The 12,088-nt window shown below is 60.3% G+C and carries 14 protein-coding genes; 10 read left to right on the plus strand and 4 right to left on the minus strand.

Annotated elements, in window-relative coordinates; translation table 11 throughout:
• Positions 1 to 39: 39 nt before the first annotated feature.
• Entirely contained in the window at positions 40 to 327 is a 288-nt protein-coding gene (locus tag ACR0B5_RS16850) for a YggT family protein (RefSeq protein WP_170472916.1), read from the minus strand.
• Positions 328 to 456: 129 nt separating this feature from the next.
• Between ACR0B5_RS16850 and ACR0B5_RS16855 the strand changes: the two genes are divergently transcribed.
• The 10 genes from ACR0B5_RS16855 (at position 457) to smpB (ending at position 8,660) form a co-directional block, all read left to right on the plus strand.
• Positions 457 to 1,824: an MFS transporter gene (locus ACR0B5_RS16855; RefSeq protein WP_480542001.1), complete on the plus strand. Its 1,368-nt coding sequence runs from the start codon at positions 457 to 459 to the stop codon at positions 1,822 to 1,824.
• Positions 1,821 to 2,684 carry a penicillin-insensitive murein endopeptidase gene (gene mepA, locus ACR0B5_RS16860; RefSeq protein WP_480542003.1) on the plus strand — a complete coding sequence of 288 codons (864 nt, stop codon included), beginning with the start codon at positions 1,821 to 1,823 and terminating at the stop codon, positions 2,682 to 2,684. Before ACR0B5_RS16855 ends, mepA begins: the two co-directional genes overlap by 4 nt.
• Positions 2,657 to 3,541 (plus strand): esterase-like activity of phytase family protein, encoded by an 885-nt coding sequence (locus ACR0B5_RS16865; protein ID WP_480542005.1) that lies wholly within the window; start codon positions 2,657 to 2,659, stop codon positions 3,539 to 3,541. The genes mepA and ACR0B5_RS16865 overlap by 28 nt, the downstream gene beginning before the upstream one ends.
• Positions 3,542 to 3,632: 91 nt before the next feature.
• A complete protein-coding gene (locus ACR0B5_RS16870; protein WP_170379493.1) occupies positions 3,633 to 4,280 on the plus strand; it encodes a queuosine precursor transporter in 648 nt (215 codons plus the stop codon).
• 264 nt (positions 4,281 to 4,544) lie between these two features.
• Positions 4,545 to 4,964: an alternative ribosome rescue aminoacyl-tRNA hydrolase ArfB gene (arfB, locus tag ACR0B5_RS16875; RefSeq protein WP_170379490.1), complete on the plus strand. Its 420-nt coding sequence runs from the start codon at positions 4,545 to 4,547 to the stop codon at positions 4,962 to 4,964.
• A gap of 60 nt (positions 4,965 to 5,024) precedes the next feature.
• Positions 5,025 to 5,771, plus strand: a complete 747-nt coding sequence (locus tag ACR0B5_RS16880; protein WP_480542007.1) for an SDR family oxidoreductase — start codon at positions 5,025 to 5,027, stop codon at positions 5,769 to 5,771.
• An 81-nt stretch (positions 5,772 to 5,852) separates the two neighbouring features.
• Positions 5,853 to 6,866: a P1 family peptidase gene (locus ACR0B5_RS16885; RefSeq protein WP_480542009.1), complete on the plus strand. Its 1,014-nt coding sequence runs from the start codon at positions 5,853 to 5,855 to the stop codon at positions 6,864 to 6,866.
• A gap of 109 nt (positions 6,867 to 6,975) precedes the next feature.
• Positions 6,976 to 7,389, plus strand: coding sequence for a cytochrome c family protein (locus ACR0B5_RS16890; protein ID WP_170379484.1), 414 nt, complete (start codon positions 6,976 to 6,978; stop codon positions 7,387 to 7,389).
• Between the two features lie 204 nt (positions 7,390 to 7,593).
• Entirely contained in the window at positions 7,594 to 8,136 is a 543-nt protein-coding gene (idi, locus tag ACR0B5_RS16895; RefSeq protein ID WP_170459547.1) for an isopentenyl-diphosphate Delta-isomerase, read from the plus strand.
• A gap of 47 nt (positions 8,137 to 8,183) precedes the next feature.
• On the plus strand, positions 8,184 to 8,660 hold the full coding sequence (smpB, locus tag ACR0B5_RS16900) for an SsrA-binding protein SmpB (protein ID WP_170379480.1): 477 nt from the start codon (positions 8,184 to 8,186) through the stop codon (positions 8,658 to 8,660).
• A gap of 63 nt (positions 8,661 to 8,723) precedes the next feature.
• On the opposite strand, the gene glpK is transcribed toward smpB, so the two are convergent.
• The 3 genes from glpK to panB form a co-directional block, all read right to left on the minus strand.
• Positions 8,724 to 10,202: a glycerol kinase GlpK gene (gene glpK / locus ACR0B5_RS16905; protein WP_480542011.1), complete on the minus strand. Its 1,479-nt coding sequence runs from the start codon at positions 10,200 to 10,202 to the stop codon at positions 8,724 to 8,726.
• Positions 10,203 to 10,274: 72 nt separating this feature from the next.
• A complete protein-coding gene (gene panC, locus ACR0B5_RS16910; RefSeq protein WP_480542013.1) occupies positions 10,275 to 11,126 on the minus strand; it encodes a pantoate--beta-alanine ligase in 852 nt (283 codons plus the stop codon).
• Positions 11,123 to 11,959 carry a 3-methyl-2-oxobutanoate hydroxymethyltransferase gene (gene panB, locus ACR0B5_RS16915; RefSeq protein ID WP_480542015.1) on the minus strand — a complete coding sequence of 279 codons (837 nt, stop codon included), beginning with the start codon at positions 11,957 to 11,959 and terminating at the stop codon, positions 11,123 to 11,125. Before panB ends, panC begins: the two co-directional genes overlap by 4 nt.
• Positions 11,960 to 12,088 lie beyond the last annotated feature (129 nt).

The following is a 12,088-nucleotide window of genomic DNA, read 5'->3' on the forward strand; positions in this document are numbered from 1 at the left end:
GACAGGACAATCACATACTAAGATTCGGTGAACAAGAGGTCAGACAAAATAGCCTGCATTGTTGATCAGGATGATCCGCGCCGCATAGACCCCGATCAGCACGACCAGAGGGGTCAGATCCAGCCCGCCCATATTCGGCAGGATACGGCGGATCGGGCCGTAGATCGGTTCGAGTATGCGGTTCAGGCCGTACCAGATTTGCGCGACCAGCTGTTGGTGCAGATTCAGCACCTGGAAATTGATCAGCCAGCTCATGATCACGTGGGCGAGGATGATGAACCAGACAATGTCCAGGATCAGCAGCAGGATTTGGATCAGCGACAGCATGGGTACTCCGTTCTTTCACCGAAAAAGACCTAAGCACACACGCCGCAAAGAGCAAGCCTGCGCCAACTGAAAGCTTGCGAATTGGACCAAACACCCGTCTTATTGGACAAAAGAAAAACTGGGGCAGTCATGGCAGAGATTTCCAATCGCAAGCGCATCTGGGGCTGGTGGTTTTTTGATTGGGCGTCTCAGCCATATCATACACTGCTGGTTACCTTTGTTTTCGGCCCCTATTTCGCCGGGGTCGCCGCAGGGTATTTCACCGATGCCGGGCTGGACCCGCAAGCCGCCGCCGCGCGGGCGCAGACGGTCTGGGCCAATTGCCTGACCATCACCGGGCTGATCATCGCCTTTGGCGCGCCCTTGCTGGGGGCGATGGCAGATGTTTCGGGTCGCCGCATACCGTGGATTTTTGCGTTCTCGGCTATGTATGCGATGGGGTCCGCTGCGCTTTGGTACACCATGCCCGACGGCTCGAACATGTGGCTGATGCTGTCGGCCTTCGGGCTGGGCTTTGTCGGGGCGGAATATGCGCTGATCTTCATCAACTCGCAGCTGCCTGAACTGGGCGATGATAATCAGGTGGGTGAGATCTCGGGTTCGGGTTTTGCCTTCGGGTATTTTGGTGGGCTGATTTCTCTGGCGATCATGCTGGCGCTGTTTGTCGAACAACCCAGCGGTAAGACATTGATCGGGATGGAGCCTGCGCTTGGCCTTGATGCCGCCAGGCGTGAGGGCACGCGTTTTGTTGGGCCTTTCACCGCCGCGTGGTTCGTTTTGTTCATGGTGCCATATTTCCTGTGGGTACGTGATGACCCAAAAGCCGAGAAAACCGGCAGTTTCGCCGAGGCGCTACGCCTGCTGGGGCACTCCATCTCGAACCTGCGGCATCGGGTAAGTCTGGCGACTTATCTCGGGTCGTCGATGTTTTACCGCGACGCGTTGAACGGGCTTTACAGCTTTGGTGGAGTCTATGCGCGGCTGGTTCTTGAGTGGGATCTGATCAAGATCGGTGTCTTCGGGATTGTCAGCGTTCTGGCCTCCGCCATTTTTGCGTGGATCGGGGGCAAGTTGGATCGGAAATACGGCCCTAAACCGGTCATTTTGGTTGCAATCTGGGTGCTGATCTTTGTTTGTATCACCGTCGTTTCGATGGACCGGACGCAGATCTATGGCATAGCGCTACCTGAAGGGTCCGGACTGCCCGACATGGTGTTTTTCGGCTGTGGTATCCTGATCGGCGGGATGGGAGGGGTTTTGCAATCCGCCAGCCGCTCAATGATGGTGCGCTATACCGATCCCGCGGCTCCGGTAGAAAGCTTTGGGCTTTATGGCTTGTCCGGCCGTGCGACCGCCTTTGCCGCGCCATTGCTGATCGGAGTGGCAACAACTGTGACCGGTAGTGCAAGACTAGGGGTGTCACCGATCATTCTGTTGTTTATTCTGGGTCTATTCCTGATGCGCTGGGTAAAGCCGGAAGGGGATCAGAGCAGATGATTTTACTACGTTTTTTGGCACTATTAGCCACGATCACATGGGCAGGCACGGCGGGGGCGCAGCCTCTGGCCAAGCAGTTGTTCGGGGCGCAAAAGCAAAGCTCACAACAAAAACCTGCCGCCTTCGGCAGTTATTCGCGCGGATGCGCCGCCGGATCGGTGCAGCTGCCTGAAACCGGGCCCACATGGCAGGCCATGCGCCTGTCGCGCAATCGCAACTGGGGCCACCCCGAGGCGATTGACTACGTGCAGGACCTCAGCCGGTTTGCGGCCAAGCAGCCGGGCTGGAATGGTCTTTATGTCGGGGATATCAGCCAGCCGCGGGGCGGGCCGATGACGTCAGGCCATCGCTCGCACCAGTTGGGGCTGGATATCGATATCTGGATGCTGCCCGGAGACAACATGCGGCTGTCGCGCAACGCGCGTGAGAATATCTCGTCCATTTCCCTGCGTCGCGCGAACGGAGCGTTCGTGAACGGCAACTGGACCAAACAGCACCACGCCGTTCTGCGAGCAGCCGCAAAGGACAAGCGCGTCGCGCGGATTTTTGTGTTCCCCGGTGCCAAGGTTCAGATGTGTAAGGAAGAGAAGGGCAACCGGGCTTATCTGCGTAAGATCCGGCCTTGGTGGGGGCATCACTACCACTTCCATGTGCGCCTGAAATGCCCGCGCGGGTCGAAAGGCTGCGTCAATCAGGACCCGCCGCCAAAGGGTGATGGCTGCGCACAGGCGCAGGAATGGGTCAACAATATCCTCAACCCTCCGCCACCCGATCCGAACGCACCTGCGCCCAAGAAACGTCGTGAGTATGTTTTGGCCGATCTGCCCCAGCAATGCTCAGCCGTTTTGTCGTCCAACTGATTGCCGCTGCTTTGTGGGCCGGTCAGGTCGCAGCGGTTGAGGTCAAAAGCGCCACATTTCTGGGCAGCTACACATGGATCGAGGCCACCGATTGGTTCGGTGGCTTCTCGGCCATACACCTGAGCGACGACGGATCCTACGTCACCCTCCTGAGCGACCGAGCAACCCTGGTCACGGCACGGATCACGCGCGATGGAGATGCGATATCGGGTGCCGAAGTGCAAAACCGCGGGCCGCTTCTGTCCAGCATGGGGCGTAAGCTGAGCGGCCGGGCGGGGGACTCTGAAGGAATCGCCCTTGCGCCAGGTGGCGGCTTTTTCGTGTCCTTCGAAGGTGTTCATCGCGTGGCCTACTATAGCTCTCCGGCAGCCAACGCGTTGGTTCTGCCGCGCCCTCACGCCTTCAGCGCGCTGAATCGCAACGGCTCGTTCGAAGGGCTGGCGATTGACGGGCAAGGGCACCTCTATACCCTGCCGGAGAAAACCCGCACGGCGAGCGGCGATATTCCGGTTTTTCGCTGGGACGGGACCAACTGGTCGACCCCATTTACCCTTCCACAACGGGATCGCTTCCTGCCCGTTGCCGCTGATTTCGGCCCCGATGGGCGCTTCTACGTGCTTGAGCGCTCGGTCGCATTCATCGGATTTCGCACCCGCCTGCGCCGATGGGACGTCTCAAATGACACAATACGCGCCGAGGAGGTTCTTCTGGAAACCGAAACCGGCACACATGACAACCTCGAAGGTCTGTCGGTCTGGCGCGACGATCAGAACCGCCTGCGCGCCACGATGATCTCGGACGATAACTTTCTGGCGCTTCAGCGGACCGAAATAGTGGAATACCTCCTGCCCGATTGACACGTCGCGACCAAGGGTCTAAACGCACGGCTTGCCTTGGGATGAGCCCTTGGCCAAGTCGCCGCTACCTTGTCAAAACGGGCATCTGAAAATGCAACGCTCTTATATTCCCGGCATCCTTGCCATGGCCGCCATTGTTGTGGCCTCGAACATTCTGGTTCAGTTCCTGATCCTTGACGGATTGCTGACCTGGGGTGCTTTCACCTATCCGCTGGCCTTTCTGGTCACTGACATCATGAACCGCGTCTATGGCGTGGGTCCGGCCCGCAAGGTCGTATTCGCCGGGTTTGTCACCGGTATCATCTGTTCGCTGATCGGTAGCCAGATCATGCTGCAGGGCGATGGTTTCACCTATGCCGCCGTACCGCTGCGGATCGCAGTTGCCTCGGGCACCGCCTTCCTGATCGCGCAACTGACTGACGTTACCGTGTTCAACGCGATGCGCGGTGGCCGTTGGTGGCGCGCGCCTTTGGTCTCGACACTGGTCGGATCGGCGCTGGACACCGCAATCTTCTTTACGCTGGCCTTCTCGGCCTCGGTCACCTTCTTCGGCGCAAACGCTGACGCTGCGATCAACTGGGCGTGGGAGCCTGTGCCGTTCATGCTGTCCGGCCCGATGGCTCCGCTGTGGGTCACGCTGGCCTTTGCGGACTGGCTGGTGAAGCTGTCACTGGCCCTGATTGCCCTGATCCCGTTCAAGGTGATCGTCGCCCGTCTGACCGCCGCACAGCCTGCGTAAAAAAGTGCTTTGAGAATGGCGCATCTTGTGTCAGGCTCAAAACTAACCGCAACAGATAGAAAAGGAGGTGATCCAGTGTCAAGAAAGAGATTGGAGAGAGGTGTCGGAACAACCGGGGGGAAAGCCTGCTAGGGCAGCCCTTGGCGGAGCGCTCGCTCCGGCTGGTCGATTGATCTAACCGACCCGACCTCCTTGTACTTTCGAAGGGCCGTCCCACCGGGGCGGCCCTTTCTGTTTCCACCCGCGCCTTGTAAGGTCCAAACCATGCTGCGCATCACTGACGATATCATCCTCCAGGATTGGGAAATGACCGAGAGCTTTGTCCGCTCCTCCGGTCCCGGTGGGCAGAACGTCAACAAAGTTTCGACCGCTGTCGAGCTTCGGTTCGAGGCCGCGCGCTCTCCATCCCTGCCGGAGCCGGTGAAGAACCGCTTGAAACGTCTGGCCGGGCGGCGTTGGACCAAGGATGGCGCGATCATCATTCAATGCGAAGAAACCCGCTCTCAGGCCCGCAACCGCGAGATTGCGCGTACCCGATTGGCGGAACTGATCGCTCGGGCGCTGGTCAAACCCAAGCGGCGGATTGCCACCAAGCCCACCTACGGCTCGGTCAAGCGCCGTCTGGCCGCGAAAAAGGCTCGTGGCGACGTCAAGGCGCTGCGCGGGAAAGTATCAGAAGATTGATCTGGTATCTTGCCGACCCGTTGATACTCTGACCCGCAAAAGCGGCAGGAGGGTAACGTCATGAGGCTGGAGGGGAAAACGGCAATTGTCACCGGCGGCGCGTCCGGGTTCGGGGCCGGGATCGTAAAGACGTTTCTGGCCGAGGGTGCGCGTGTGATGATCGCTGACATCAACGGCGACGCGGCGCAGGACCTGGCGGCGCAACTGGGCTCCGCCGCCATGCCGCAACAGGTGGATGTCAGCGACGGCGCGTCGGTTCAGGCCATGGCCGACGCGATCGAGGCCGCCTTTGGACAGCTCGATATTCTGGTCAACAACGCTGGTGTCACTCATCTGCCCACACCGCTGGAAGACGTCAGCGAAGGGGATTTTGACCGCGTCTTTAACGTGAACATGAAGTCTGTCTACCTGACCGCCCGCGCCTTTGTCCCGGCGATGAAGTCGCGCGGTGCTGGGGCGATCCTCAACGTCGCCTCAACCGCCGGGCTGTCGCCGCGCCCCAATCTGAACTGGTACAACGCCTCCAAGGGCTGGATGATCACCGCGACGAAAACAATGGCGGTCGAACTGGCCCCCTCTAGTGTGCGGGTCAACGCCATCTGCCCGGTCGCGGGGGAAACGCCTCTGCTGAAATCCTTCATGGGCGAAGATACGCCCGAGATTCGCGCCAAGTTCCTCTCAACCATCCCGCTTGGTCGCTTTTCAACCCCACAGGACATGGCCAACGCGGCCCTGTTTCTCTGCTCGGACGAGGCCAGCATGATCACCGGCACAGCGCTCGAGGTCGACGGTGGCCGCTGTATCTGATCCGCTCTTCATCTGGCCAAAAATACCTCCGCCGGAGGCAGCGCGCGCTAGCGCGCTTTCGGCCCAACACAAAAGGCGAAAATGACCCCCGGAGCCCGAAACCTTATCACCGATGTCCCAGGCCTGAAGGTCGGCAATGCGCAGGACCCAGCGCTGAAGTCCGGCACAACCGTTCTGACAGCCGACGCGCCGTTCACTGCCTCGGTCCACGTGATGGGCGGAGCCCCCGGCACGCGCGAAACCGACCTGCTCGCCCCCGACAAATCCGTCACCCATGTCGACGCCATCACTTTGTCCGGTGGATCGGCCTTTGGTCTGGATGCCTGCTCGGGCGTCTCGGACGCGCTACGGGCACAAGGCCGGGGGTTTCCGGTAGGGGATATTCGAGTCCCCATCGTTCCCGGCGCAATCCTGTTCGACCTGTTGAACGGCGGTGACAAGGCATGGAACGAAAACCCCTATCGCGCCTTGGGACGCAAGGCTTTTGAATCCGCCAGAGAGGATTTCACCCTAGGCACAACTGGCGCAGGGACCGGAGCCTTGGCGGCGATGCACAAGGGCGGGCTGGGTTCGGCCTCAATTGTTTTAGAGAGCGGAGTGACCGTTGGCGCCTTGGTGGCGGCGAACCCGCTGGGAAGTGTCACAACGCCGGGTGATCGCCATTTCTGGGCCGCCCCGTTCGAGATTGGCGATGAATTCGGCGGTTTTGGGCCTGATCCCAGCGCTGGACTGGGCCAACTGCAAATCAGCCGCAAGTCGCAGGCCATGCGGGCCGATCCGCAAAAAGCCAACACGACGATTGCCATCGTCGCCACCGACGCGGCCTTGTCCAAACCTCAATGTCAGAGACTGGCGGTCGCCGCCCATGATGGGATCGCGCGCGCAATCGTTCCCGCGCATACGCCGGGCGATGGCGATCTGGTGTTTGGCGTCAGCACCGGGGCAAAGCCCATGACCTCCGAGGCCGAGCTTGGGCAGATCGGCCACGCGGCCTCGCTCTGCCTGGCGCGGGCGATTGCGCGGGCGATTTATCTTGCGACACCGGTCTACGACGATTTGCTACCTTGCTGGTCCACGCTGAACACACCAGACTAGGAAAGCCCGTACAGGTGCCCAGAGGCGCGTATGCGCGGCAATCTGCCCGTTGACTCTGGGCCGCTCAAAAGCACCATCTGCGCAAGCCACCAAGTATCGGAGCCAAAAAATGAATCGCATCCTAGCTACAGCAATCATCGGCCTGCTGGCCCTGCCAGCCTATGCGGAAGGCGACGCCGAAGCAGGCAAGAAAGCCTTTAACAAGTGTAAATCCTGCCACATGATCGCGGACCCCGAGGGCGAAGTGATCGTCAAGGGCGGCAAGACCGGGCCGAACCTCTATGGCATCGCAGGTCGGACTGCGGGCACCTATGAGGGGTTCAAATACGGCGACAGCATCGTTGCTGCCGGTGAAAACGGGCTGGTCTGGGACGAAGAGACCTTCGTCGCCTATTCGCAGGACCCCAAAGCGTTTTTGAAGGATTACTTGGGCGAAACCGCGGCCAAGTCCAAGATGTCGTTCCGTCTGAAAAATGGCGGCGAGGATGTCTATGCCTACATCGTGAGCGTCTCCGGCGAGTAAAATCGGCCAAAAATCCTGTTGGACATGACGAAAGGCCGCACACCTGCGGCCTTTCGTGCGATTGATTACCTGACTTATCATTGCCACCTTCGTTCCATGCGGTGCCCGCGCTCAGCCCTATGACACCGAACCGCCACGCCGATCTGGCCATTGCATAACCCCAAATTCCCGCCGTTCCGGCGGATCGGCATCAGGAGATGACAGATGGGATTGATGATTCCGGCCTGGGTTGATGGCCAATTGACCCCCGTCGACAAGCTGGAGGCGCATGAAAAGGGCCTCAAGCACAAGGCCGTGTCCGTCTTTGTCGTGCGGGGCACCGAAATTCTGCTGCAGCGCCGCGCCATGGGCAAATATCACACGCCGGGTCTTTGGGCGAATACCTGCTGTACGCATCCCGACTGGAACGAAAGCGCCTCGGCCTGTGCTGTGCGCCGCCTGCGTGAGGAATTGGGGATCACCGGCCTCTACCCGGAATACCGCCACCGGCTGGAGTATCACGCCGATGTCGGCAACAGCATGGTAGAACATGAGGTCGTTGACGTGTTCCTCGCCCATGTCCGCGGACCGTTGAAGATCGAGCCTAATCCGGACGAAGTGATGGATATCCGTTGGATCGACTATCACGATCTGCTGGCCGAAGTACGCCGCCATCCCACCCGTTTCACGCCGTGGCTCAAGATTTACCTCGCCAACCATGCCGACACGATTTTTGGCCCAGATCTGATCATCTCGGCCAAGAGGTAGGCGCTGCGCCTTGCAAGGACCGCCCAAGCCGCCTACATCATCGCGTCATGGCCAAGCAGAAGACAGACCCGAACTACAAAGTCATCGCCGAAAACCGGCGCGCCCGCTTCGATTACGCAATCGAAGAGGATATCGAGTGCGGCATCATGCTGGAGGGCTCTGAGGTCAAATCCCTGCGGGCGGGTGGGTCGAACATCGCCGAAAGCTATGCCTCGGTCGATGACGGTGAGCTATGGCTGATCAACAGCTACATTGCCCCTTATGAGCAAGCCAAGGTTTTCAAGCATGAAGAACGCCGCCGCCGCAAGCTGTTGGTGTCGCGCAAAGAGCTGTCGAACCTTTGGAATGCAACCCAGCGCAAGGGCATGACGCTGGTGCCGCTGGTGCTGTATTTCAACCATAAGGGCCGGGCGAAGCTGAAGATCGGGATCGCCAAAGGTAAAAAGCTGCATGACAAGCGTGAGACGCAGGCCAAACGGGATTGGTCGCGGCAGAAGCAGCGGTTGATGAAAGATCACAGCTAACTCAAAACGCTGTTGAGGGATGTGCCGGGCTGAAGCCCCGCCTTCTTGGTGTTTGGAGACCCGTCAGAACGCCATGGCTGCCTGAACGGCGCGTTGCCAACGGGCATAGGCGGCGTCGCGGTTCTCTTGCGGCATGTCAGGCTCGAATCTCTGATCCAATTGCCATGTCTCGGCGAATCCGTCCTGATCGGGATAGATCCCGGCCTTCATACCCGCCAGCCATGCCGCCCCCAAGGCGGTTGTTTCCTGCATCACGGGCCGATCGACTGGCGCGCCCAGAATGTTGGAGAGGCCCTGCATGGCCCAGTCAGATGCGCTCATCCCGCCATCGACGCGCAGGATCACCTCGGCTTCGGCCCCCCAATCGCCCTGCATGGCGTGCCACAGGTCTCGGGTCTGGAAGGCGATGCTTTCCAGTGTGGCACGGGTGATTTCGGCCCGGCCCGAGTTGCGGGTCAGTCCGAACATCGCGCCACGGCAATCCGGCTTCCAATACGGCGCACCCAGTCCGGTGAAGGCGGGCACCAGCACCACATGCTGGTTCGGATCGGCCTGCGCGGCCAGGTCGCCGCTCTGCGGGGCCGAGTCGATGATTTGCAGCGCGTCGCGCAGCCACTGAACGGCGGCCCCGGCGATAAAGATCGAGCCTTCCAGCGCATAGGTCCGCTGCCCATCCAGCTGATACCCGATCGTGGTGAGCAGACGGTTCTTCGAGGCAACCGGCTGCGTGCCGGTGTTCAGCAAGGCAAAGCAACCTGTGCCATAAGTCGATTTCATCATGCCGGGCTGGAAACAAGCCTGTCCGATAGTGGCGGCCTGCTGGTCTCCGGCCACGCCCAGAATAGGGATATTGCCACCGAGCAACGTGGTTGAGCCGAAATCAGCGGCGCAATCCAGAACTTTAGGCAGCATAGCCATCGGGACATCCAGCAGATCGCAGATCTCAGCGCTCCATGCGCCTTTGTGGATGTCGAACAACAGGGTTCGGGCTGCGTTGGTGGCATCGGTGACGTGCTTGCGCCCTTCGGTCAGCCGCCAGATCAAGAAAGAGTCGATGGTGCCGAACAGCAACTTTCCGGCTTCGGCCTTTTCGCGGGCGCCGGGAACGGTATCCAGTAGCCATTTGACCTTGGTGCCCGAGAAGTACGGGTCCAACAGCAGCCCGGTTTGCAGGGTCACGTCATCCTCGCACCCGGCTTGTTTGTAACGGGCGCAGATATCGGCGGTGCGGCGGTCCTGCCAGACAATAGCATTGTGGATCGCCTTGCCGGTGGTCTTGTCCCAGACCACGGTGGTTTCACGCTGGTTGGTGATGCCAATCCCGGCAATCTGCGCAGGCGTTGTGCCCGCCGTCTCCATCACCTCCTGACAAACGCTCAGAACGCTGTTCCAGATATCCTCGACATCATGTTCGACCCAGCCTTCCTGCGGGAAATGCTGGGGAAATTCCTGCTGGGCCGTGGCCACACGCTGCATCTGTGCGTCAAACAAAATGGCGCGCGATGATGTCGTGCCCTGATCAATAGCCAGAATATATGTCATGCCCGCGTTCCTCCCCCGGTGGTGTTTTGCGGGACTTTAGCGCAAACACTCGCGCAGGGGCCAGAGCAGAAATCAGGCTGCAGCGACCGGGATATTGTCTATCAGCCGCACGCCATCCGCCCAGGCGGTGACGAACAGGCGGGCCGGGCGGTCTGCGCGGGAAAGGGCCTGCAGGGTTTCGGCACAGCGCAGGTCGATATATTCGACCTCGGTGAAGCCCGCCTCAATCAGGGTGTCGCGCGCAGCTTGCGCAAGCGGGGCGAAATCCTTGCCCTGTGACAGCGCCTCTGCCATCTCGCGCATGATCTGGCTCTTTTGGGCCGCGATCTGCAGCCCTTCGGCTGAGAGGCGCAGATTGCGCGAGGACATCGCCAAGCCCGACGGCTCACGCACGGTCGGGCAGCCGACGACCTCAATCGGGATATCCAGATCACGGGCCATGCGCCGCACGACCAACAGCTGTTGATAGTCTTTTTCGCCGAAATAGGCTCGATTCGCCTGCGTTTGCAGGAACAGTTTGGCGACGACAGTGGCGACGCCTTCGAAGTGACCGGGGCGGAAGGGCCCCTCCATCACATCGGTCAGGCCCCCGACCGTTACGGTTGTCGAGAACCCCTCGGGATAAATCTGATCTGGGTCCGGCACATAGATCGCGTCAACGCCATAGGGGGAGAGCTTTTCGGCGTCCTCATGCTCGGTGCGCGGGTAGTTGGCGAGATCCTCTGGGTTGTTGAACTGTTTGGGGTTCACAAAGATCGTGACAATCACGCGGTCGCATCCGGCTTTGGCCGCCTCGACCAGTGACAAATGCCCCTGATGCAGCGCGCCCATTGTGGGGACGACGCCGATTACCTCTCCGTCACGGTGCCATTGCGTGGTCAAGGCCCGCAGGTCCGCCAATCGGCGCAGAATTGGCGCGGTCATTTGCGGGTGCCCTTGGGGGCCTGGTCAGCAAACACATGCTCATCTGCGGGGAAGGTGCGGGCGCGTACTTCGGCGGCGTATTCGGCAATGGCGGCTTCGGCCAATGGGCCAAGTTCGGCGTAGCGTTTGACGAATTTCGGTTTGAACGCTGTGAAAAAGCCAACCATGTCGTCTACCACAAGAATCTGCCCATCACAGCCCGCAGAGGCTCCGATGCCGATGGTCGGGATTTCCACCTCAGCCGTGATCCGATCGGCCAGACCTTGCGGAACCTTCTCTAACACAACCGAAAACGCACCTGCCTGTGCCACGGCGGAGGCATCAGCCAGCACCGCCTCGGCCTGTTCGTCACGGCCTTGCACCTTGTAGCCGCCCAGCGTGTTGATGGATTGCGGCGTCAGGCCGATATGGGCCATGACCGGGATGCCGCGCTTGACAAGAAAGCGGATGGTTTCGGCCATCTCGACCCCACCTTCCAATTTAACTGCGCCAGCCCCGGTTTCCGCCATCAGGCGGGCCGCGTTGCGGAAGGCTTGCGCGGGACTTTCCTCGTAGCTGCCAAACGGCATGTCGATCACCATCATCGCGCCTTCCAGCCCGCGCGCGACGGCCTGACCATGCAGGATCATCATCTCCATCGTCACGCCAAGGGTCGATTCCAACCCGTGCAGCACCATTCCAACGCTGTCGCCAACAAGGACAAAGTCGCAATGGGCGTCCATCAGTCGGGCCATCGGTGTGGTGTAGGCCGTCAGACTGACCAAAGGATCGCCGCCTTTGCGCGCGCGGATATCCTCGGCGTTCGGGGCTTTTTTGCGGGCTGTGGCGCTCATGCTCGGCTCCGGCACGGTTCATGTTGCAGCGCGGCATAACAGATCGGACCGGGCCCGCGAAACCCCGGTTGCGCGAACATTTCCTTGAATGACCCTAGGTTTAAGGGAACACTGGCCTCCGATAGGCCC

Source organism: Ruegeria sp. AG1, assembly GCF_056541705.1.